General features: G+C 57.0%; 22 protein-coding genes. 12 read left to right on the top strand and 10 right to left on the bottom strand.

Translation table 11 applies throughout. The features are described from left to right. Positions 1–361 precede the first annotated feature (361 nt). The 7 genes from V3C19_RS09745 to V3C19_RS09715 all read left to right on the top strand — a co-directional run bounded on the left by V3C19_RS09745 (position 362) and on the right by V3C19_RS09715 (position 6,543). Entirely contained in the window at positions 362–1,534 is a 1,173-nt protein-coding gene (locus V3C19_RS09745; protein ID WP_295932521.1) for a beta-ketoacyl synthase N-terminal-like domain-containing protein, read from the top strand. Positions 1,535–1,558: 24 nt separating this feature from the next. After that, complete coding sequence (locus V3C19_RS09740) at positions 1,559–2,725, top strand: 8-amino-7-oxononanoate synthase (RefSeq protein WP_295932518.1); 1,167 nt, start codon at positions 1,559–1,561, stop codon at positions 2,723–2,725. Positions 2,726–2,742: 17 nt separating this feature from the next. Beyond that, the gene (locus V3C19_RS09735; RefSeq protein WP_130084461.1) at positions 2,743–3,273 is read left to right on the top strand and encodes a hypothetical protein; all 531 of its coding nucleotides are present in this window, start codon (positions 2,743–2,745) and stop codon (positions 3,271–3,273) included. Between the two features lie 186 nt (positions 3,274–3,459). After that, on the top strand, positions 3,460–3,918 hold the full coding sequence (locus V3C19_RS09730) for a hypothetical protein (RefSeq protein ID WP_130084460.1): 459 nt from the start codon (positions 3,460–3,462) through the stop codon (positions 3,916–3,918). A gap of 35 nt (positions 3,919–3,953) precedes the next feature. After that, entirely contained in the window at positions 3,954–4,337 is a 384-nt protein-coding gene (locus V3C19_RS09725) for a DUF2752 domain-containing protein (RefSeq protein WP_130084459.1), read from the top strand. A gap of 310 nt (positions 4,338–4,647) precedes the next feature. Then, positions 4,648–5,208 (top strand): DUF4190 domain-containing protein, encoded by a 561-nt coding sequence (locus V3C19_RS09720; RefSeq protein WP_130084458.1) that lies wholly within the window; start codon positions 4,648–4,650, stop codon positions 5,206–5,208. Between the two features lie 600 nt (positions 5,209–5,808). Continuing rightward, entirely contained in the window at positions 5,809–6,543 is a 735-nt protein-coding gene (locus tag V3C19_RS09715; RefSeq protein ID WP_130084457.1) for a hypothetical protein, read from the top strand. A gap of 518 nt (positions 6,544–7,061) precedes the next feature. Here V3C19_RS09715 and V3C19_RS09710 read toward each other — a convergent pair. The 3 genes from V3C19_RS09710 to V3C19_RS09700 form a co-directional block, all read right to left on the bottom strand. Continuing rightward, the gene (locus V3C19_RS09710; RefSeq protein ID WP_295932511.1) at positions 7,062–7,430 is read right to left on the bottom strand and encodes a septum formation initiator family protein; all 369 of its coding nucleotides are present in this window, start codon (positions 7,428–7,430) and stop codon (positions 7,062–7,064) included. A 28-nt stretch (positions 7,431–7,458) separates the two neighbouring features. Further along, positions 7,459–8,754 carry a phosphopyruvate hydratase gene (eno, locus tag V3C19_RS09705; protein WP_130084455.1) on the bottom strand — a complete coding sequence of 432 codons (1,296 nt, stop codon included), beginning with the start codon at positions 8,752–8,754 and terminating at the stop codon, positions 7,459–7,461. Between the two features lie 94 nt (positions 8,755–8,848). After that, positions 8,849–9,502, bottom strand: coding sequence for a hypothetical protein (locus tag V3C19_RS09700; RefSeq protein ID WP_295932508.1), 654 nt, complete (start codon positions 9,500–9,502; stop codon positions 8,849–8,851). Between the two features lie 105 nt (positions 9,503–9,607). Here V3C19_RS09700 and V3C19_RS09695 point away from each other — a divergent pair, with 105 nt between their 5' ends. Together V3C19_RS09695 and V3C19_RS09690 are read left to right on the top strand one after the other, a co-directional pair. Beyond that, positions 9,608–10,303 (top strand): DNA alkylation repair protein, encoded by a 696-nt coding sequence (locus V3C19_RS09695; protein WP_295932505.1) that lies wholly within the window; start codon positions 9,608–9,610, stop codon positions 10,301–10,303. Between the two features lie 139 nt (positions 10,304–10,442). Then, on the top strand, positions 10,443–11,684 hold the full coding sequence (locus tag V3C19_RS09690) for an LL-diaminopimelate aminotransferase (RefSeq protein ID WP_130084452.1): 1,242 nt from the start codon (positions 10,443–10,445) through the stop codon (positions 11,682–11,684). Positions 11,685–11,789: 105 nt separating this feature from the next. Here V3C19_RS09690 and V3C19_RS09685 read toward each other — a convergent pair whose 3' ends face one another. From V3C19_RS09685 to V3C19_RS09670, 4 genes are all read right to left on the bottom strand, one after another. After that, a complete protein-coding gene (locus V3C19_RS09685) occupies positions 11,790–12,014 on the bottom strand; it encodes a hypothetical protein (protein ID WP_295875951.1) in 225 nt (74 codons plus the stop codon). 65 nt (positions 12,015–12,079) lie between these two features. Beyond that, positions 12,080–12,226 (bottom strand): hypothetical protein, encoded by a 147-nt coding sequence (locus tag V3C19_RS09680; RefSeq protein ID WP_153812557.1) that lies wholly within the window; start codon positions 12,224–12,226, stop codon positions 12,080–12,082. After that, positions 12,223–12,549 carry a hypothetical protein gene (locus V3C19_RS09675; RefSeq protein WP_295932503.1) on the bottom strand — a complete coding sequence of 109 codons (327 nt, stop codon included), beginning with the start codon at positions 12,547–12,549 and terminating at the stop codon, positions 12,223–12,225. The genes V3C19_RS09680 and V3C19_RS09675 overlap by 4 nt, the downstream gene beginning before the upstream one ends. A 222-nt stretch (positions 12,550–12,771) precedes the next feature. Further along, a complete protein-coding gene (locus V3C19_RS09670; protein WP_295932501.1) occupies positions 12,772–16,161 on the bottom strand; it encodes a PA14 domain-containing protein in 3,390 nt (1,129 codons plus the stop codon). 283 nt (positions 16,162–16,444) lie between these two features. On the opposite strand from V3C19_RS09670, the gene V3C19_RS09665 reads away from it, so the two are divergent. Together V3C19_RS09665 and V3C19_RS09660 are read left to right on the top strand one after the other, a co-directional pair. Continuing rightward, entirely contained in the window at positions 16,445–17,431 is a 987-nt protein-coding gene (locus V3C19_RS09665; protein ID WP_295932498.1) for an FAD:protein FMN transferase, read from the top strand. Positions 17,432–17,485: 54 nt separating this feature from the next. Continuing rightward, entirely contained in the window at positions 17,486–19,087 is a 1,602-nt protein-coding gene (locus tag V3C19_RS09660; RefSeq protein ID WP_330937080.1) for a glycoside hydrolase family 27 protein, read from the top strand. A 442-nt stretch (positions 19,088–19,529) separates the two neighbouring features. Here V3C19_RS09660 and V3C19_RS09655 read toward each other — a convergent pair whose 3' ends face one another. Together V3C19_RS09655 and rpmB are read right to left on the bottom strand one after the other, a co-directional pair. Beyond that, positions 19,530–19,754, bottom strand: coding sequence for a hypothetical protein (locus V3C19_RS09655; protein ID WP_012420228.1), 225 nt, complete (start codon positions 19,752–19,754; stop codon positions 19,530–19,532). 199 nt (positions 19,755–19,953) lie between these two features. Then, positions 19,954–20,217 (bottom strand): 50S ribosomal protein L28, encoded by a 264-nt coding sequence (rpmB, locus tag V3C19_RS09650; RefSeq protein ID WP_130084447.1) that lies wholly within the window; start codon positions 20,215–20,217, stop codon positions 19,954–19,956. A 178-nt stretch (positions 20,218–20,395) separates the two neighbouring features. On the opposite strand from rpmB, the gene V3C19_RS09645 reads away from it, so the two are divergent. Further along, a complete protein-coding gene (locus V3C19_RS09645) occupies positions 20,396–21,391 on the top strand; it encodes a 2-enoyl thioester reductase domain-containing protein (RefSeq protein WP_295932493.1) in 996 nt (331 codons plus the stop codon). A gap of 103 nt (positions 21,392–21,494) precedes the next feature. On the opposite strand, the gene V3C19_RS09640 is transcribed toward V3C19_RS09645, so the two are convergent. Beyond that, entirely contained in the window at positions 21,495–22,295 is an 801-nt protein-coding gene (locus tag V3C19_RS09640) for a hypothetical protein (protein ID WP_295932490.1), read from the bottom strand. Positions 22,296–22,476: the final 181 nt, after the last annotated feature.

Raw genomic sequence — 22,476 nt, 5'->3', positions numbered from 1 at the left:
TTTCATCCGTTGTGAGTGGGAAAGCGGAGAAAGCTGATGCCTTCCGTGAAATATTTCCCGCATTGGGGGAAGAATGCCTTCCTCCCTGTGTTTTCCGTTTTTTGCGGCTGATTATTCTTCCCCTGTCCGGTGGAGGGGAGTCAAGAGAAGTAACGAAGAGAGGGAAGCTAAGGCTTTTCAGCCCAAATGGTTATGCCGGAAGGGAGATGTTCCGCAAGAGCAGGCAGATACCGCCGTAAAGTTTCCGTAGTGTCCATGAGTTCGGCTTTTCGCCTTGCCGTAGATATTTATGGATTGCCTTTCATTCCCGACGTATTCGGGGCTTGTTTCCGGGGCGGCGGAGGGGTACTTTTCCCGGGTCATGATTTCGGAGGGGAACAGCTGTGCGGAACCGCGGGTTTGCGGGCTTGGCCTGGCTTCCGCATTCGGGCTGGGCGCGGAGGCTCATGTCAGCGGCGTCCGGCAGGGACTCCAGATGTTGAAGCCGTTGAAGGAGTTGTGGGGTGCGGGGCATCCCTGGGGTGATGTCCGCAGCGGCTGGATTCCGGAGCGGGGCATGTTGTGCAGCCGCCGGAACGGCCCGGCGTCCCAGTTGGCCCTTCTTCTGGCCCGCCAGGCCGTGGAGGAAGCCGGATGGGGGCCGCACGAGCTGGAGGACGCCGCGCTGATTGTAGGCAGTTCCCGCGGGAATGCCTCCGGCTGGCTGAGTCCGTGGCCCGGCAGGCGGCCCATGAAGATTCTGGCCGTGCCCAATTCCCTGCACAGCGAGCTGGCTTCCTGCGTGAGCATTGAACTGGGCATTCACGGTCCCTACCATGTGCTGGCAAGCGGCTGCGCCGCCGGGCTGGATGCCGTGGGGATGGCGGCCATGCTGATGCGGCAGGGTATCGTGAAGCGGGCCCTGGCTGTGGGGCTGGACCTTCCCTTGTGCCGGGAGCTGCTGGGGACGTACTGGGCTTCCGGCATGTTGTCCCGCAATGGCATGAACGATCCCTATGGTTCCGGTGCGGACGGGATGTGCATTTCCGAGGGAGGGGCGTCCTTGGCTCTGGAGATGTCCGCGGAGCCGGGTATTCATTTGAGGGATTATGTGGTGAATTCCGACGCGTTCAGTCCGCTGGGCATGCCGTCCGACGGGAAGCGCATTGCGGAGCTGCTTGAAAGGGTTCTGAAGGGATGGGATGGAAGGGTGCCCCTGACCGTGTGTCCCCATGCCAGCGGTACGGCGGGGAATGCCCTGTCCGAACGGAATGCCCTGGAGCTTGTTTTTAGCCGGGACAGCCTGCCGGACCTGAGGATGATGAAGCCGTGGACGGGCCATGCGATCGGCGGCAGCGGCATTCTGGAGTTGGCGCTGATGCTGGCTTTTGTGCGTGAAGGAAGCCTGCCTCCCAATCCCGGCTGGGTGAGTTCTCCGTGCGGAGGGGCCGTTCCGGCGGCGGAAACAGCGCTGGACGGAGAACGTTTGCTGGTCAAGTCCGCCGCGTCCATGGGCGGCCATAACGTGGTGCTGAGTTTGTCCGTGGATGCCTGATTGCTGTCTCCAATATATCTGAGTATGAGAAATCCTGAACGGTTTTTATCAGAGTTGAAGTCCGCGGGGCTGCTGCGCGTTCTGCGGAATGTGGAATGCCTGCCCGGCGGGATGGCCCGCATGGAGGATGGCCGGGAAGTGGTGAATCTGGCCAGCAACGATTATCTGGGGCTGGCACATCATCCGGCTCTGGTGGAGGCTTTTGCCAAAGGCGCGCGCGACGGCGGGGCGGGGGCCATGGCTTCCCGCCTGGTAACGGGAACGCGCCGTGCGCATTCCGGGCTGGAAGAGGCCCTGGCCGTTTTGAAGGGGACTGAAGCGGCCGTCAGCTTTTCCTCCGGTTACGCTACCTCGCTGGGAGTGATTACCTCCATTGCGGGCCGGGAGGATACGGTGGTCATGGATAAGCTGTCCCACGCCAGCCTGATTGACGGGGCGCGGCTGTCCGGAGCCCGTTTGTCCACATTCCTGCATAACGATATGGAATCGTTGCGGAAAAAACTGGAGTACCTGCGGAGCACGAATCCTTCCGGAGGAATCCTGGTGGTGACTGAATCCGTCTTCAGCATGGACGGGGATCGCGCGCCTCTTCAGGAGATCGTGCGTCTGAAGGAGGAGTTCGGCGCCTTGCTGCTGGTGGACGAGGCCCACGGATTCGGCGTACTGGGTGAACATGGAGCCGGGCTGGCGGAAGAGCTGGGGGTTTCCTCCGGAGTGGATTTCCAGATGGGTACGCTGAGCAAGGCGGCCGGGCTGAGCGGAGGATATGTGGCCTGTTCCCGGGCATGGGCTGATGTGATGATCAATTCCGCCCGCTCCCTGATTTATTCCACGGCTCCGCCTCCGGCGCTGGCCGCAGCCGCCCTGGCAGCGGTACGGATCATCAGCGGGGAGGAAGGGAAGGAGCTGCGCCGGCATGTTTCCACTCTGGCGGATGCTCTTTCCGGAGCCCTGGGTATGCCGGGACGGCCCGTTTCTTCCATCTTTCCGGTCGTGATCGGTGAGAACGGGGCGGCCCTTTCTGCAGCGCAGGAGCTGCTGGAACAAGGTTTTCTGGCTCCCGCCATACGCTACCCAACCGTGCCGCGCGGAACGGCCCGGTTGCGCATCACGGTGACGGCGGCCCACCAGCCCGAACAGATAGAAGCGCTGGGGAAAAGACTGGCGGATTTGCTGGGGCGCGTGCATTAAAGTTTTCATCACTCGTTATGAATGTTTTTTCCTGCCGTTCCCTGCATTTGGTGCTGAGCCTGTTTTTTCTTCCCATGGTGGTGGTGTATGCCGTCACCGGCCTGCTTTATCTGGCCGGTACGGATGAGAATTTTACCTCCACCGTGACGGTGCATGAGCTGGACGGCACCGACCGTCCTCCCTACGAAGCCTCCCTCCGGGAGCTGGAACGGCGCGGAGCCACGCTGCCGGAGGGGAAAGTGCGTCCATTCAAGGGGAATTACGTGCTCGGCCCTTTGACGGATGACCATGTGTTGTTGATCAGGAAGGGGGATGCGCTCCGCGCGGAGATGGTGTCTCCGGGGGTGTATTCCAAATTGCTGCTGGTACATAAGGGGAAGGCCGGATGGTGGTTTACTTTTCTGGGCGGGGGGGCCGCTTTTTCCCTGCTGGCGGCTTATGTGACAGGCGTCGCCCTGATGTGGAGAAGCCGCAGCAAGCGCAGGTTGATGTTGTTCAGCGCCGCGCTGGGTATTGGCGCCGTTGCGGCGGGTTATCTGCTGCTTTAAGCAGTGTCATAAGGAGAACCCGGTTAGAAAGGCGATATGTCCCCCTGGATGTTTTTACGGGTTCTTTTTCAAGTCAGGCGCGCCGGGATGCCAGAGCTTGCATCTTGACAGGAGATAGATATTCCAGTAGGACGGACACAACGATTCCAAGAAGGAATTTCAACAACCCCATATAGGAATAATACGATGATGAACGATCCCTCTTTCCCCCAAAATCCGTCCTGCTGCAGTGGTTCCCCTTCCTGCACGGCTGCCCTGGTCCTCGGCATTATTGCCCTGGTTCTTGCATTGATAGGCTTTTTCCCGTGCCTGGGCTGGGTGGCCCTGATCCCGGCCGGCCTTCTTGCCATTATCGCGTTGATTATGAGTATTGTGGCCGCAAGCAAGGGCTCTCCCAAGGGCGCGCTTGTCGTTTCCATTATTGCCGTAGTGCTGACGTTGATGGCCTGCGGCGCCCAGATATGGATGGTCAGCTCCGCTTCCGCCTTTGCGGAAGAACACAGCGTGGAATTTCAGAAGATCATGGATAATTCGACCAAGGAAGTTCCGAAGGAAGGGGAATCCCTCCGGAGGCCGCAGGCTCCCGCTCCTGCTGTTCCCGCTGCGCCTGCCGCCGAAAGGGGAGAAACGTCCGATACTCTTTAAAAGCCGGGCAAGAGGTTTTTCCCCGGATCATTTATATGTTACATGGCGGGGATGCCAGGCATTCCCGCCATGATTTGTTCGGCATGATCAGGAAAGTATGGCTCCCCGTGTGGGCGGGATTATCCCTTATGCTGCTGATCCCTTCCGTCATGGCTTTGCTGATTAGTCCGGGAGGGATGAATTCCATAGCCGCTGCCGTTGCCGTGCCCCATCAGGAATGTCCTCTGTGCGGCATGACCCGCGGTTATGCAGAAATGGCGAACGGCCATGTACGCGAGGCGTGGGAATGGAACAGGGGAGCCCCGTTCTGGTTTTCCATTGGCCTGCTCAACGGCGGAGCCGCCGTGATTTACGTGTTGTGGATGTTGATGAAGAGATACAGAGAAAAGGATATGGATTCAGGCCAGCGGGAGCGGTGAAGGGGGCCATTTCAGGGATTTTCCTTGTTTGCCCGGCTGTGACGTCATGTTCTTTCATTTAATTCCCGTCATGAAGAGAAGGGGAGCATAAGACAGGAAATCCTGATTTCCAACATTTCTTAAATTTCAATAATTGTTTTTATTTCCGGATGTTGCGGCACATCCGGCGAAGATTTGCAGGGGACCTGATGTCTCTGAAAACAACCAGGGCGCTTTTTGTGTAACGGAAAGGCACCTTGACAGTTTTTGTCTGAATTCTTTAATTTCAAGAGTGTTTCCCGGATGGGGAATGCCAATGAAAAAATGAATTATGGACAAGTCAAATGATTTGGACGGGATTCGTCCTGTTCGCGAAGCTGTTTCGCCGATTGCGGCACTGGTTTTAGGTATTATCGGATTGGTGCTTGCAATTCTCGCCTTTCTTCCATGTCTGGGTTGGGTGGCAGTTATTCCCGGGCTGCTTTGCGCCATTTTATCCGTGATTCTGGGAGTCGTCGCGGTAAGACGCTATGACAATAGAACCTACTGTATGGCCAAAGGAGCGTTGACTTGCGGTTGTATTGCTCTGGTAGTCATTATCGGCGCGGTTATTTACCAGGGGATGATTCTGGCTCCGGTCATGAAGCAGGCGGATGTGCATACGCACGAATTCCGGCGCACTGCCCTTCGCGCCGTGAATGAGGCCAAAAAGGATATGTGCCCGGATTCCTGTGAAGCGGTGGATCGGGTCGTCTCCGTAGTGATCAAACCGGACGATTCGTCGGAAACCGTGACTGAAACGTTTTTGGAAGTAGCTCCGCCTCCGGAACGGGGAGCTACCGCCGAGCTGGAAGGTCCCGTTCCGGAACGTTTCAAAGAGCAGGATAAGTAATTTTCCGAGAAGAGAGAGGGCGGGCTCCATCTTTCCAATTTTTGAGTGTGTCTGTTTCGGATTCCCTGCATTATGGCGAATGACCCCCGTATATGTTCCGCAGAACGGGCCGGATTTGTCCTGTGGCTGCTTCTTATGTGAGCGGGCGTTCTTTGATGAATCATGGAGAAAGGGCTGTCCGGAGGGCTGGAAAATAACTTGAAGTGCTGAAGCAGGAAATTCATGGAATGTCCCTCCTGTCCGATTGGGGGCGGGCAGTTGGAGGGAATGCTCAAGCAGCGTTGATCGTTGAAAACGTAAAAGGCGTGGGAATGGAGATCTGAAAAAGATTCCTGCACGGTTGGGAGCGGATGACGGATTTATTTCGTACCATGCTCCGGATTTGCAGGAAGAAGAGCTTGCCGCGGAGGAGGCATGCTACTTGATGATTGATTCAATAGTCTTGGGATCAATGGTCTAGGCCCCTGGAAACAAGGTGCGTTTTCAAAAGATGATGGGAGAAATGGAGCTGATGCGAGGCATCATTTCAATTGAACTATCATTTATATGAACCAATCCATATCAGAATATGCGCAGGGTATGCCTGCGGAACGGCCGGGAATGACATTTTTCATTCCCTGCAAAGCTAATAATGCCCCTCTGCTGGTTGAGGCGGTTCAATGCATCCGCTGGAGCACGCCGGAAGCGGGCATCGTCGTTCTGGACGACGAGCGGGCTCCGTGCCCCCAGACCGTGAAGGAAGTATTGCTCCATCTGTCCGTAGAATGGAAGCTTTTGAAAAAAACGCACACGTCTTCAGACCATGCGGCCTCCATCCTTTCCCTGATGGCCCAGTCCATACGGCATCCGGAGGACGTTCTGGTGCGCACCAAGCCGGATAATCTGGTTCTGTGTGCCGATTTCCTGAGGAACTTCGGCCGCTCCGGTTCCGGGCTCTGCGGGACCTGTTTGCGCTCCGGTTTGCTGAGCAATGAGCTGTATGCCTTGAAGCCCCCCGTTCTGCTGGCCATTCTTCAGCATTTGGAACAGTCTTCCTCCACGATGAAGTGTCCGGAAGGAGCGGTGGTTCTGGGGGCGTTTACCGCTTTGTTTCCGGACGGGGCGCCGCTGCTTGCCAAGGCATGGACGCGCGGCTCCGGAGGTCCCCTGTGGGGATATTACAACTGGATGACTTTCCCGTCTGCGGAATCCCTGGCGGATATGGACGTGGTTTCCCTGAGCCGGCGCTACCAGGACAAAGTGGCGCGTTCTGCACGGCTTTCCGTGATGAGGTGCCTACGCCGCACGCTTGGCATTCCCCGTACCTCCGCCAATTCCCAGGGCGCCGATGAATAACAACAGCAGCATCTCCGGGAATGGGTTGAGGAAAAGCCCGGCGAAGTTTTCCCCCTTTTCCCGGCGGATACAAACATTCAACGAAAAAACAAGGTGAATGAAAACGGCAATCATCTGCCTGCTCCGGAATAGTCCGAAGACATTCATATCATCCTGAGGCCATGGCTGCTGCTGATTTTTCCCGGCAGGATTTTTGTGAGAGGTGCCATATTGTGCTGTGCCCAACGGATGCGGCGGAGAATTGGCCGTGCATCGGCTTTGAAGCGATGGCGGGCGGGAGCGTGCTGGCCGTGGACAGGCGCGGTGCCTGGGAAAAAGATGATCGAATACGGCAGTCCGATAGGAATGGAGGCTTCCCTGGAGAGCTGGGGGAGGCGTTTGCACGATTGCGGAATTGCCGGAATGGGCCTGCCTTTTTATTTCTTAATTTCCTTTTTCTGCCGGGCCCTTCTCTGCGGCCAGCCGACTCCTGTTTCCTGTTTCATTGGGAAAAGGAGCATTCCGCCAGGGATACTGCCCTATTTAAGACGATTGGGTTCCGCAAAGCGGAGGATATGCTCGCCGGGAAGGGCCAGGTTGCCCTTGTCCCGCGCGATCATTTCAAAGTAGTGGGGGTCCTGCGATATCCAGATGAATTCGTTTTTGGACTGTTCCATCTGTTCCCGCGCCTTTTCCAGACGCGCCTGCAGGAAGGAGCGTTCATGTTCCAGGGAGCGCAGGTCCTTCCACGGCTTGAAGCAGACCAGAGAGAGCAACATGGTCAGGCACAGGGCCAGCACAATGGCGAAGAGCCGCAGAGCCCTCTGAACGATGAGGGCACGTTTTTCCCGGCGGATTTCAAGTTCCGCCAAGGTAAAACGATGGTAATAGCGGCGTCTCCAGAGCATTTTACTAAGTCAAACAAAGCATTTTTGATCACAAGATATGAATTTTGCCACCAAAAATTGCGTCATCTTCCAGTTCCTCTTCAATTCTGAGCAATTGATTGTATTTTGCCATGCGGTCGGAACGGCTGAGGGAGCCGGTTTTGATTTGTCCGGCGTTGGTCGCCACAGCGATGTCCGCAATGGTGGAGTCTTCCGTTTCCCCGGAGCGGTGGGAAATGACGGCGGAGTATTTGTTGTCCTTGGCCAGCTCCACCGTGTCCAGCGTTTCCGTCAGGGAGCCGATCTGGTTGACTTTGACCAGCACGGCGTTCGCCACATGGCGGGAGATGCCCAGGTTGAGGAATTCCACGTTGGTGACGAAGAGGTCGTCCCCGACGAGCTGGGTGTTGTCGCCCATGGCTTTGGTGAGATGTTCCCAGCCCTGCCAGTCGTTTTCCGCACAGCCGTCTTCAATGGAGATGATGGGGTATTTTTTCTGAAGTTCCTGATAGTAGGCCGTAAGTTCTTCCGCCGTTCTGCCGCGGCCGTCTGATTTTTTGAATACGTACAGGTTTTGGGAGGGGTCGTAGAATTCGGAGGAGGCCACGTCCAGGGCAATGAAGATGTCCGTGCCCAGCGTGTAGCCAGCGCGTTCCACGGCGCGGGCGATGCATTCCAGGGCGTCGTCCGCGGATTTCAGGGCAGGGGCGAAGCCGCCTTCATCCCCCACGGCTGTGGACAGGCCGCGGTCATGCAGGACGTCCTTCAGCGCATGGAAGACTTCCGCACCGTAGCGCAAGGCTTCCCGGAAGGTGGGGGCGCCCTTGGGCATGATCATGAATTCCTGAAAGTCAATAGGGGAGTCCGAATGGGCACCGCCGTTGATGATGTTCATCATGGGGACGGGAAGCACCTTGGCATTCGGGCCGCCCAGGTATTTGAAGAGGGGCAGGTCAAGCTGCACGGCGGCGGCTTTTGCCACGGCCAGGGAGACACCCAGAATGGCATTGGCGCCCAGACGGGATTTGTTGGGCGTGCCGTCCAGGTCAATCATGATTTTGTCAATGGCGGGCTGAAGGGTAGCGTCATGTCCCGCGACTTCCGGAGCAATGAGTTTGTTGATGTTTTCCACGGCCTTGAGAACGCCCTTGCCTCCGTAGCGCTTGGAGTCTCCGTCGCGCAGCTCCCAGGCTTCATGCTCTCCGGTGGAGGCTCCGCTGGGGACGGATGCGCGCCCGATGGCGCCGCCTGCCAGGGCTACGTCCACTTCCACGGTGGGGTTGCCCCGTGAGTCAATGATTTCACGGCCGCGTACGTCAATAATTTCAAGTTCGTTGGTTATCATGGAATTTTTTATTGTGCCAGTTGGACAATAAAAGGGAGTCCTCTGTTTCCGGAGAGCATGTCATGAGCCGGAAATGAGCCGGAAAAGTGTGGCTTCAGGCCCGGAAACGGCGCAGAACGAGGGTTATGTATTCCAGGACGTCCGGTTCTGAAATTCCTCCCGAGAAGTAGAAGGGCCTGCCGGAGGGCTGGGGAATGGAGATGCGGCGGTATTTGTCCCCATCCCCTCCCGGACGTTCCACGGCCACATCAGCCTGCATGGGCAGCAGGAAGGTCCATGTGGAGCCCAGCGGCCCGATGCCGCGGAAGAGGGCGCCGCGACCCGGTTCCGCGCGGACTACGACCTTGCCCAGAAGCATGTCCACGCAAATGAAGATGATGAATGCCTCGCTTACGGCAAAGAAGGTGGTGAAGACGGGCAGGGCGAAGTCCGTTTTTGCCGGTCCCAGGGACAACCAGAGAAGGAAGAGGGTGATGAGGCCCCAGATGAGGGCGAAGCCCAGAGCTAGCAGGACTTTAAAGCGGGAGTGCCTGTAGGTGAGCGTGATCCTGCCGTCTTCCATCTGCATGGTCAGATGTTTGGGAGGTGCGGCCAGGGGGGCGGGGGATTCGTTTTCCCGGATCAGGGAGTTCCAGGGGACGGCATGGCCGCAGCTTCCGCAGGTGACGGTATCCTGGACGGCGTCCACATCCGCGGCGGAAAAGGGGGCGCCGCATTTGGGGCAGTTGAATTGGCTGGGCTGTTTCATAGGGACAAGGGTGCGTGCTGCTCCCTACGCTACTATAATGGCCTGTCGGTTGCCATTTCTTTTTCTCCCTTGTCCCTGATTCCCTCCTTTTATAGGATGCCGCCCATGATTGAGAGAAGACGCAGACTCCGGGAGAAGGTGGAGGCACTGGCAGAACCGGAGTTCCGGAAATTTTCCGCTTCCCTGATTCCCGGCTCTATCCGCCTTCTGGGGGTGAGGATCCCCCTGTTGAGGAGCCTGGCGAGGGAAGAGGCGCGGGGAGACTGGAGGGAACTGCTGGAGCACCCGGCGGAAGAGCCGTATGCGGAAGAGGTGATGCTGGACGGAATGCTGACCGGATTGGCGCGGATGGAGCCGGAGGAGCGCCTGGAGTGGGTGGGGCGTTTTGTTCCACGCATGGATAACTGGGCTGTGTGTGATATGTTCTGCGCCGGGTTGAAGTTCAGCAAAAGGCATCCGGAAATGGTCTGGGATTTCATTCAGCCGTATTTGAAGCATCCGGATGCGTGGCATGTGCGCTTTGCCGTGGTGATGTTGCTGGACCATTTCATCACGGAGGATTACGTGGAACGCGTGCTGGACCTGCTGGACGGGGTGCTCCACAGGGATTATTATGTGTCCATGGCCGTAGCCTGGGCCGTTTCCGTCTGCTATGTGAAGTTCCCGGCGCTGACGCTGAAGTACCTGCGGCGTTCCTCCCTGCCTGATTTTTCTTACAACAAGGCTCTTCAAAAGATTATCGAGTCTTTGAGGGTGAGCCGGGAGGACAAGGCGCTGATGAGGAGCATGAAACGGCGCTGAATTCCCTGGAGCGCCTCTTTCCGGCGAGTGCCCAGCAAACGCGAGAAGATTTTTTACCAGAAGGGGCGGAGATGCCGGACCCCGGTCTTGATTCCTTCCTGTGTACGGTATGGAATGGGTTCCACTTACTACTACAACCATGGCTATTATCAACGACCATTTCCTCAAGCTGCAGGCGGGATATTTGTTCCCGGAGATCAATCGCCGCGTGAACGCGTTCATCCAGGCCCATCCTGAAGCGGCTCGCCGGCTGATCCGCTGCGGCATAGGCGACGTGACGGAACCGCTACCCCAGGCCGCCATTGAGGCCATGCACCAGGCGGTTGACGATCTTGCCACGCATGAACGCTTTCACGGCTACGGTCCGGAGCAGGGTTATTTCTGGCTGAGGGAGGCGATTGCGAAGAAAGCCTACCAGGTCCACGGAATTCATGTGGAGGTGGACGAGATTTTCGTGTCCGACGGCGCGAAGTGCGACACGGGGAACATTCTGGATATTTTCGGCAGAGGAAACAGGATTGCCGTGCCGGACCCGGTTTATCCCGTTTACGTGGATACAAACGTGATGGCCGGCAATACGGGGGAGGCCCGCAAGGACGGATCCTACGAGGGGCTGGTGTATCTGCCCTGCACGCCGGAGAACAATTTTGTGCCCGATCTGCCACAGGAACATGTAGATTTGATTTACCTGTGCTTCCCGAACAATCCGACCGGGGCGGTAGCCTCCCGCATGGAGCTGCTGAAGTGGGTGGAGTACGCCCGCGCCAATCATGCGATCATCCTGTATGATTCAGCCTATGAGGCGTTTATTCAGGATCCGGATGTTCCCAGGTCCATTTTTGAGATTCCCGGCGCGCGCGACTGCGCCATTGAGTTCCGTTCCTTTTCCAAGCAGGGCGGCTTTACGGGCGTGCGCTGCGGCTATGTGGTGATTCCGAAGGAGCTGAAGGGCCATGACGCCGACGGGAACAAGGTGCCTATCTCCCAGTTGTGGAGCCGCCGCACCAGCACGAAGTTCAATGGAGCCTCCTACATCGTCCAGCGCGGTGCGGCAGCCCTGTTCACGCTGGAAGGGATGGCGCAGACCGATGTTCTGATCAGCCATTATCTGGGGAATGCCTCCCTTCTGCTGAATGCGTGCCGCCAGGCGGGCATGCGCGTGTGGGGTGGAGAAAACGCGCCCTATGTGTGGGCGGCCTGTCCGGACGGCCTGGACAGTTGGGGATTGTTTGACAAGATGCTGGCCGAGGCGAATGTCGTCATCACTCCGGGTTCCGGCTTCGGCTCCAAGGGGGAAGGCTTCTTCCGCATTTCCGCGTTCAACTCACGGGAGAACGTGGAGGAGGTGTGCCGCCGCATTCACGCCCTGTTTGCCAGATAAACGGAGTTTTCAGCCTTGATGGCAAAACACCCTCCGCCCGGGCGGAGGGTGTTTATTTTTGACGCTTCCTATTTGCGCGGCGGGGTGTTTTATGCAGAAGGTTTTTCAGAAGACTGCGCGGAGCTGAATGCTGCCGTCAAATTCATCCCGCTTGCCGGTGTAACCTTTTATTCCCAGACCAAGGAAGATTGGTTTTCCCGCCAACGGCTGGAATTCCACTCCCAGTTCCTCCATGCCCGTCCCTCCGCGGAGGCTGGGCGCGGCGATGTCCTGTCTGTACGCGACGGCACGGAACCTGATGTTGTTCCCGGCCGATGTCAGCGCGGTCACCGTTCTGATGGATTCAGAGGAAACGGGCAGGGGAATTCATTCTGATTTTGGAGTTAAAATTGCGTTCACAGAATAATCCGGCATGCCCCCGTAGCAGGGGGGGAGAGGTTGCAGGTGGAGGGATTGCCCGCTCCGTCTGTCAAGTCCCCGCTGCGATAGTCCGCATCCGGCCTTCCCGCTTGGAAGGAGGCTTCCAGCACAAGCCCTTTCAAGCCTCCGGAAATGAAGTTTTATAGCGGGGCAGGATGCCGCCGCCGTAATAGGATGTGTCCCCGGTGGCGCGGACGGAAGTGGCATCTTCAAAGAAGCTGCCCAGTACCAAGGAGCGGAGTTTCTGAAGACTGGTGGAGACGCCGGAGAGGTCCACATGGGGCCGGAACGGCATTGTTGATTTCCTGGTCAGTGACCAGAGCTCCGCCCTGGCCGGCCAGGAGCATGACGGCGGCTCAGCCTTCGGAAGGGGATTTGGTTGGCGGATTGAACCGCGCTCCGTGATGGGGGCGTCAATGCTGTTTTCTCCGGGAGTGACGGTCACGTCATACAGGAAGGAGGTACCGCGTTTGATGCCGGAAATGGGAGGTGTTTTCTGCGTTATTCCCGTCGTGTTTATCCCATTTCCGTTGCGGATGAAAGAGATGGTTTTTCCAACGAAGGGAAGGGGGTATCAGAGTCAAATCCTCTCATTAACTTGGATTGACCAAGGTCCGGCATGCCGGACAAAATGATAGCGTTATGGCTGGCTGCCCCGTTTTCCGTTTTACCGCGAGACATAGACCTGTTTCCAGGTTTTCCCTTCGTCCGTGCTTTCATAGATGCCTTTTTCCGCGTACAGGGTGATGTGCTTGTTGTCCGCCGTGTCAATGAGCAGATTGAACGCGGCTCCCCAATCTTCCTTGTCCGCCCGCTTTTTCCAGTTTCTGGCGTTGCGTTCGCTGGAGTACACGCCTTTGCCGTCCAGGGGGACGGCCAGCATGAATGTGTCGTCCAGCCTTCTTCTGTCAATGGCCAGGGTAGGCTGGCTGACAGGGAGGCCCTGCATGACCCGGTTCATGGTGCGGCAGTCGTTGAAGGAGGTGTAAACGCCCAGTGTGGAAAAGACATAGAGTTGGTCTGCGGCCCGGGTGTCAAAGACGATTTTCAGGAATCCGGCTCCCTGCACTTCATTTTTCCGGTCCCATTTTTTTCCATTGTTGGTGGAGACGAAGATTTTGCTCATATTGGTCTTGCGGTCGGCCGACAGGGCGGCCATCCGTCCCTGGACCATGGTATGGAAGGCGACGTTGGTGAAGGGTTCCCCTTCCAGCCCGGTGTTTTTCCAGGTGGCGCCTCCGTCCGTGCTCATGAACAGTCCGGCCCGGTCTGATCCTACAATGATTTCCTGGGGGTTGCGGGGATTGACGGAGATGAGTTCCCCCGCAATGAAGGAAGCCGGGGAAGGATCCACCTTCACTTCCGGATTGGCGACGGTCCATGTTTTACCCATGTCTGTGCTGCTGAACAGGGCGCCCCCCTGGGAGGTGGGGGCGAGCAGCAGGAGCCTGTTCCCGGAAAGAGCCATGGACCGGACCGCTTTGACACCCCTGGGCAGGGAAAGGGGCTTGCGCACGTAGGCGCCGTTTTTGTGTTCCAGCAGGTCTGCCCCCGTGCGGTAGCGGACGGCCGTCAGCTCCGGAGAGAGGAGGGAGTAGCCGATGATTTTTCCGGCAGGCATGGGGGAGGCTATTTTGTGGGTCTGGAGTTTGGCCGGTTTCAGGGTAACTCCGTCCACGACGGCGGAGAAGACGCCTTTTCCCTTGCCGGGAATGGTTCTGAAGGTGATGCCGGCGATGGCTTCCTCCTTCATCGGAATGATGCGCTGCATGCCTATCTCCCATTTTTTCATGTCCGGGGAGGTAAGGCAGGTGAATTCGTTGCCGCGCCGCACGATGCGCAGCCAGCGGTGTTCCTTGTTCAGGCCGAAGGTGGACTGGCGCCCCGTTCCGTAGTCGCTGAAGTCCGCACTGCATCTGAGGCCGCGGCCCACGGTATGGAAGACGGCTATTTCATCGTCATAGTTGGTGGCTCCGGCATCCTTGCGCACCATGATGCCCACCCAGCAGTCTCCGCCGGGGTCCAGGGATTTGTCACTGAAAGAGCTGATGTGGGCCGTCAGCATGAAGTCCCCCTTGATTTTTTTATTCACGAGGTATTCCCCTTCCCCCACGAAGCGGAATGCATTGCCCGTGCCGCTGATGGCGTAGGGAAGGCCCGGCTCCCCGCGCAGCATGATGTCCCAGCCCGGGGCGACACGGCTCTGGGAAGGGATGGTGAGCACCAGGGTGTCCACGGTATGGTTCCCGTTGTAGAAGACGCGTGCCCACACTTTGTTTTCACCGTTGAAGAGCATCAGCGGGGCGGTGAACGGAGCGCTTTCCGAGGAAGAGACGAGCTTGCTGCCGTTGTAGTATTCCACCTTGTTGATCCGTCCCGAAGACAGGACCGTTTTCAGCATGCGTTCAAAGCCCTGGCCGGTCATGTCCAGCCTGGCTTCCGGGATGTCGGCCCGTTTGGGGCGCATCAGGTTGGAACTCGGAATTGCCTCCAGGGGCTGGTTGCCGTACTGCCAGCCCACCCATGCCACGGTGAATTCGTGTTCCGGTTTTTTCTTGAAGTAGGTCAGCCTGATGGGGAGCGTCCCCTTTTCCAGGAAGACGGAGGCGCGCTTTTCCGAGGTGCTGTGCAGCCCGTCGTTGTCAATGACCGTTTTTCCTCCGATGTCCAGCCGGCTTCCGTCGCAGGATTGGAGGGCGAAGGTATAGGCTCCGCTCTGGGGGACGATGAGAAGACCTTCGTAGTCAAAGGCGAAGCGGCCTTCCCTGGCTCCGCGCAGGGCAGTGTCAAATCCGCGGGAGACTCCGGTTCTCGTTGGTTTGGAGAAGTCCAGTTCCGACAGTTTAGACCAGCCGTCCTTGCTTTCCAGGTATTTGTATTCCAGGCCGGGGGACAAGTCGTGCTTGCCGGGAAGCCCTTTCCCTTTCATGGGGGCTTCCGTTTCCGCCCTGGTCAGTTCCAGGGTCTTTTTCTGGTCAAAGATGTCCGTGATGGTGAGTTTAACAAAGCACTGGGAGATGTCCCGCGGCAGGGAAAGGGCCCTGGTGCGCACGTGGGGGATTTGCTCTTCCACGGCATGGACGGGCGTACCGGAGTATTGCGGGTTGTCGAATACTTCTATCTTGTACGCGAACTGGGGGGAGGACGTGTCTTTCAGCGACCAGTCCACGATCACCTGCCCTCCGTTATGGCGCGCCTTCCCTTCCGCCATGATGGCGTCCATGGCCGGAGCGTCCGGCTGCTTCAGCCGGAAGGTGTGCTTGCGGCCCGGGTCCAGGTTTCTAGGGAATTGCCTGTTTTCCGTATAGGACATGGTCAGCACGGAGTCGTTTTCCGTCTGGTGGACCGTCCAGCCGCTGTATTTCATGCCTCCTTCCTTGGGGACGTTGATGGAGACGGTATCGCATTTTTCCCATGTTCCGTTGTGCCTGTAAAAGCCCTTGCCGCGCCACAGTTCCCGCTGTTTGCGCCCTCCGTGGCCGAAGTCCTCCAGGAATCCTCCGTTGCCCTTGAAACCCGTCGCCGCATAGGGAATGCGGAAGGTGGCGATGTGGTGCCACTGGTTGCCGGCCTGGTCTTTCATCCACCATCCGGCGTAGCATTCCTTTTTGGCCTCGTCCGCTCCCCAGGTGCGTATGAACATGGTGTACCACTGCCTGGTCTTGATCCAAGGCACGTCCCGGCCCCCGGCCTTCCCGGAGGCTCCTTCCCCCACGTATTGCTGGGCATAGACATGGGGATTGACGTACACATTGCGCACCTGGCGCCCTTCGTAAACCGGAGCGGGCCAGAAGGACCACACGGTGGAGGGGCGGTAGGTTTCCAGGTTCGTGTTATCATTGACGTTGGCCGCCACACCCGCGTAAAAGTAGCCGCCCTTGGGGAACATGTCCAGGTTCCAGCAGGAGAAGTAGGTGGATTCCGGCCAGTAAGGGTAGAGCAGGTCCACCATGATGATGTCCGATCCAGCCTTAACTTCATCTCCATACCAGCTCGCGGAGGAGGGAAGCGTTAAGAGAAGCCAGAGGGAACAGAGAGAAAGGAGGAATTTGGACATAAGAATGAAGAGGCAGAGGAAAATTGCGCTGGAATTTGAACCGTTCCATTTATCATAAAAAGAGACCAGAGTGCCAGCCTCAAATGAAGGAATCCGCCGCATGTCTGTCAGCACGGGAAGAAAAGAGGGAGGGAATGGCGTGCTGGGGTCTTGCTCTTGCCCGTTTGCACGGAGTAAGTTTTGCCGGATGGTCCTCCGGACGCGCATAAAGTTGTTTTTCAGGAAGACTGCCGTTCTGGCATGTTGTGCCTTTTTCCTGCCTGCCGCCGGCATGTCTGGCGGCATGGCGGAGCCTACGACTGCCGTTTCCGCCCGGCTTGTTTCCTGCGAACATGCCGCGGACGGCAGGGTGACGGCAAGGGGAGCGGTCATGGGCACGGTGTTTACGGTGCGCGCCTATCCCGGTTACGGCATGGACGAAGGCCGGACGGAAGAGGCCTGCATGCGGGCGCTGGCCTGTGCCGTGTTCTGGGAGGGGGTGATGTCCGCCATGGATGCGGAAAGCCAGCTCGCCGCCCTGAATGCCGCTCCGGCAGGGGTGAAGGTTCCTGTTTCTCCGGAGTTACGGAGGGTGTTGTCGCTGTCCCTGGAGTATGCCCGTTTGACGCGCGGAGCCTTTGACCCCACGCTGGGACCTTTCATCCGTTTGTGGAAGAAGTCCCGTCGCCTCGGGGTTCTTCCTTCCCAGGAGGAGCTGGAGCGTGCGCGCCGGGCCTCCGGTTGGGAGAAGCTGTCTGTGGACGGGGAAGGGGTGATGAAGGCCGCGGAGGGGATGAGGGTGGATCTGGGAGGCATCGGCAAAGGGTTTGCCGTGGACAGGATGGCGGAGATGTTGAAAGAAAGGGGAGTGGAGTCTTTCTGCATTGACAGCACCAGCGATGTTCTGGCGGGGGCTCCCCCGCCGGGAATGCGACGCTGGAAGCTCCGGGTGGCCGTGGAGGGGGGGCGGCTGGAGCAGCGGCTGTTGAGCCATGCCGCCGTATCCACTTCCGGGGATGCGCACCAGTTTGCGGAGATAGGCGGTGTGGCGTATTCCCATGTGCTGGATCCTGCTACGGGGCTGGGTGTCACGGAAGGCAGACAGATCACCGTTCAGGCTTGCACAGCCGCTTTGGCGGATGCCTTGTCCACAGCGGCCTGCGTGATGCCGGAAGAGGCGTTCCGGGCTCTTGCCGGAAGAATTCCCGGGGTTTCCGTGCTGGGGTTTTTCCGGCATCCGCCGCCGGAGAATGAACGGAGCCGTGCCTTCTCCGGGCAGAAAATTCCGTGAAAGAAGTGCGGCGGACATGACGTTTTGTTGAAGTATTCCCATATTGAAAACGTTATGAGATTATGCCGTCTTTTATGTCTTGCCGCCATCGGGTCAGCCGTTCCCTCCGCGGTTTGCGCCGATTTTCCAAATCCCTATCCCGCTCCGGTTTCCGGAGCGCGCCTGACGCCGGAGACATCTCCGCTGCCGTCGATCAATGGAGCCCGCGTCCTGGGAGTCAGGCCTGGGTCCGAAGTGCTGTTCCAGGTGCCGGTTTCCGGAGAGCGTCCCATGCAGATCAGAGTGTCCGGATTGCCCTCAGGGGTGAAGATGGATTCCCGAGGCCTGATTTCCGGCAAAGCCCCGATGCGGAAGGGGGAATACCGGGTGAAGCTTGAGGCCGCCAACAGGCACGGAAAGGATGCCGGGGAATGGGTATTGAAGGTGGGTGACGATTTATGCCTCACTCCGCCGATGGGCTGGAGCAGCTGGTATTCTTACAGCGAGGCGGTAGGACAGGACCAGGTACTCAAGACCGCCCGGCTTTTTGTGGAACGCGGGCTGGTCAACCATGGCTGGACCTACATCAACATTGACGATTGTTGGCAGGGGAAACGGGGAGGGAAGAATTTTTCCATTCAACCCAACAAGCGTTTCCCCGATATGAAGTCCATGTGCCGTGCCATTCATGCCATGGGGCTGAAGGCTGGCATTTATTCAACGCCGTGGATGGGGACGTATGCCGGCTTTATCGGCGGAAGCGCGCCGGACAAGAAGGCGGATTATGCAGGATTGAGCATCCCGGAAAAGGACCGTTTGCAGGAGTATCAGATATTCGGACGCTATCCCGGCGTTCACCGTCAGCATGCCGACCGCACAGGGCCCGTATGGCTGTTTGACCGCGACGCCCGGCAGTGGGCCGAATGGGGATTCGATTACGTGAAGGTGGACTGGAAACCCAATGACGTGCCCACGACGAAACGCATCCGGAAAGCACTGGATGAGTCCGGGCGCGATATCGTGCTGAGTCTGTCCAATGCGGCTCCGTATGAGCATGTGGAAGAGTTGTCCGGGCTGGCCAATTTGTGGAGAACGACGGGAGATATCGAGGACCATTGGGGCAGTGTCAGCGGCATCGGCTTTTCCCAGGAACGCTGGCAGAAGTACATGCGCCCGGGACATTGGAACGATCCGGACATTCTCCAGGTCGGCAAGCTGGGCAAGCCCAACCGGCCCAATACTGCGTTTGTCCAGACGAGGTTGTCCCCGGATGAACAATACACGCATGTGACTCTGTGGTGCCTGCTGTCCGCTCCCCTCATTATTTCCTGCGACCTGGAGAATATTGATTCGTTCACGATGGGTCTGCTGACCAATGACGAGGTGATTGCCGTGGACCAGGATCCGGCGGCCCATCCGGCCCGCAGGGCGTGGAACCAGGGGAATTTCCAGGTATGGACGAAGGAGCTGGCGGACGGTTCCACAGCTGCGGGCTTTTTCAATACCGGCGGTTCGAAGGAGGTTCTGAAGGTGAATCTGAAGGATATCGGCCTGTCTGGTCCCCATCAAGTGCGGGACCTTTGGAAGCGTGCGGACCAGGGAACGGCTGAAGGGGACATTGCCGTGGAGCTCAACAGTCACGGTGCGGCCATGTTCCGCTTTACCAAGAAAGAGTGATGCCTAGTATGCGGGCAGGCTTATCAGGATGATTCTTCCTGGGGGCTTATCCAGAGATTCCGCACCTTGATTACGGATATCCGGCAGATACGTACAGGTCTGGAGCCGGAGCTCCGGATTGTTTTTCCGTCCGTGTTTTCTGATTTATTTGCGGAGCATTTCATTTACCGGTGCGGGAGCAAGCTTAAGACATATGAAAACATCCCGGAATGGTGCTTATTTTTCCCCTATGCTTTTTGTGTTTCCGTTTCTTTATTTCAGAGGATGGATGATTTAATTTTTTACTTTGAAATCAATTTGTGCCCGGCAGGGAACAAGAGAAACACATTTGTTATTTGATTGCACGGATACAAATAGAAAGAACCGCCCCGGTAATCCGGGACGGTTCTCAAGTTTCAAAAAGATTGAATGTGACTTTGCCTTGTTCTCTGTTCAGAGCGGCTTAGGCGGCGATGCCGAAGTGCTGCTGAATGGAGGCGAAAATCTTGTCGCGGCGTGCGCGGGCTTTTTCGATGTCGCGGGTTTTCAAGGAGAATCTCAGGCGTTCCGCCGTGGAGTCAGGCTTGTGAACCGTGACGTGGCACCACCAGACCCCCCTGTTGTTCCACAGGTGATGGTTGGGGTTGTCATCATTAATTCTAAGAGCGATTTTGGTTTGGGCTTTCATCTGTGTGATCTTTTCCAGTAGAGGACGTCTTATATTACGTCCGATGGTATATTAGTGTTTCAATAAAACCTTCAACTTGGAGGTGCCTCACTTAAGCAGATGATCCCTTGTCTTTTGGAAATCCTTTTTGCCAGTTGCTCACCTCGTTGAAGCCTTAGAGTTCAGCCGGTAGAGCAACGTTCAAAAAAAGAATCTTTTTTTACAGGAGACCTACCTTTTTAAGAGTGTTGTACGCACCGTTCTTGTTGATTGTACGCAAGGCCTTGGCAGAAATCTTCATTTTAACGAACTGGCCCAGTTCAGGAACCCAGATACGCTTTTCCTGAAGATTGGGATAAACGGTACGATTGACAGTCTTAGTGACGTGACGACCAATACCGCCCTTTTTCTTGGCAAGACCGGAGCGATGGATACGACGACCTTTGTGAGGCATGGTACCTCGGATGATGCAAATTCGGGACATGGCAATCGAAGTTATTTGTTAATGCGAGGAAGAAAGATTACCGTATTTTTGCCCAAGGTCAAGAATAACTGATCAAAAGCTCCGGATTTTACGTCCGGCGCCATGCAGACCGACTTCATTCCTTGTTAAAACGTAGCCTGCACTTGCACGCGGAGGAGCTCCGTGAGAGATTGGAAGCATGAGTGAAAATCATTATGCAGAGTTTTCCGAATGCGGCATGAAGCCCCAGGACGTGCTGGCTTATGTTTCCGGTCCCGCCCCGGTTCCGGCAGAGGGGGAAGTGCTGGTGCGGATGATGGCCGCCCCGATCAATCCGGCCGATATCAATTTCATTCAGGGCGTGTACGGTGTGAAGCCCGTACTACCGCATTCACGCGCAGGACTGGAAGGCTGCGGCGTGGTGGAAGAGTCCCGTGCGGACGGCTTCCGGAAAGGGGACCAGGTGATTCTGCTGCGCGGCGTGGGCTCCTGGAGTGAGCTTGTGGCGGTTCCTGCCGTCAACCTGATGAAGCTGCCCGTGGCGGTGGACCCCGTGCAGGCGGCCATGCTGAAGGTGAATCCCCTCACGGCTCTGCGGATGCTGGAAGGGTTCGTGAGCCTGAAGCCCGGCGACTGGGTCGTCCAGAACGCCGCCAATTCCGGGGTGGGGCGCTGCATTATCCAGCTTGCTCGCCAGATGGGTGTCAAGACCGTGAATTTTGTCAGAAGGCCGGATGAATTGAGGGATGAGCTGACGATGCTGGGAGCGGATCTGGTGGTTGGCGAGAATGACGAGGATGCAGTGAAGAGAACCTTGGCTTTTCTGGACGGGAAGCGTCCTGTTCTGGCTTCCAACGCCGTAGGGGGGGAAAGCGCCTTGAGGCTGATGGACATGCTCGCTCCCGGCGGAAGCATGGTTACCTACGGAGCCATGAGCAGGAAGAGCATCAAGGTGCCGAACGGGTTCCTGATTTTCAAGGGCATCAGGCTGGAGGGCCTGTGGGTAACCCAATGGCTTAAACATGCTCCGGCCCAGGATATTGCGGCTGCCTATGACAAGCTTGCGCGGCTGATGGCGGAGGGCAGCCTGGTGCAGGCCGTGGATACGGTGTTTCCGCTGAACGAAGTGCGCCGGGCCGTGGAGAAGGCGCAGGAAGAGTTCCGCAACGGCAAGATTGTGCTGAAGATGGATTAGCCCTGATGTAAGGCGGAAAGATTTTTCCCGGCATTTTCGAGTCCCAGGGCGGAAGGAGGAAGTTTTTTCCGCCTGCGGGGCCGGTTGCCTTGATGTCTGCGGGCTAATTTTTGATCAGCCTGAAGATGCTGAGGTGTTCGTCAAGCTGTTTTTCCTTTGTCCATTTGGCATTGATATGGTATTCCTCCTGCAGATACCGTTCCGTCTGCTCCATGTATTTTTTCAGCCAGCCATTGTCTGCGATCCTGACGCGCCCATCAAGCAGTGAAAGTATGTCATTGCCCGAGTTCATACCGGCAAGCTTGTTTCTGTAAGCCGGAGTTCTTGTGAACCAGTCCATGACGGGATAAACCGGAGGAGAGAAGAAATCTTTCGGATACAGGGCAAGGTTATTGGGTATGCAGATTTCCCTCCATACTGTTGGTTCCATAAAGTATATCTGATCCGGATGTTTCTTTGCGTGTTCCAGAAGAAGGCTCCTCGTTTCTTTATGCTGAAAGACGGGAAAGGCCAGTGGAGAGAAAAGATTTTTATGGAGAGTGAGATAAAATCCCCCAATGATGATGAAGATGAGGAGAAACATCCATTGTCCCCATTTCCTTAGTGCGTTTTGGAACATTCCGCTACCGGGCGTCTCTGTAAAGTAGGCCAGCAGGGGCAGCGCTCCATAACACAGCGCCCCTTGGCTTGAGGGAATCAGCCTGCCTTTGAAATATACGATGGAGGCCGCCGCAAGGATGCAGCCGAGGAAGAAGAGTTTGTTGATTGCCGAACGTTTTGTAAAGGCCGGCAGACCAAATAGCAGCAGGGTAAGCCCAAATCTGGTCAAGAACATGTTTTTAAAGTAGTCGCCGGAGATGTTTACTTTGTAGGAAGGGTTATCCATTTTTCTGATATGGCCCATGTTCCTGATGAAGTTGGCCGTGTATTTTTCAGGGGTAATCCAGATGGCGCGGGAAATGAAGAATAAGTCGGCAGGGGAGGCGCCGTTTTCCGCATAGAGGTTGCTTTTATCCATCCGGGAATGGTCCGGATAGTCTGTAAACAGGATTCGGATGCTGTTTTCTTCAACGAGGTTTCTTTCC

It is taken from the genome of Akkermansia sp. AE01SA01, assembly GCF_036417395.1.
GTDB lineage: Bacteria > Verrucomicrobiota > Verrucomicrobiia > Verrucomicrobiales > Akkermansiaceae > Akkermansia.
Note: the sequence above shows the minus strand (reverse complement) of the source record. Positions and strands in the feature narration are given on the sequence as shown.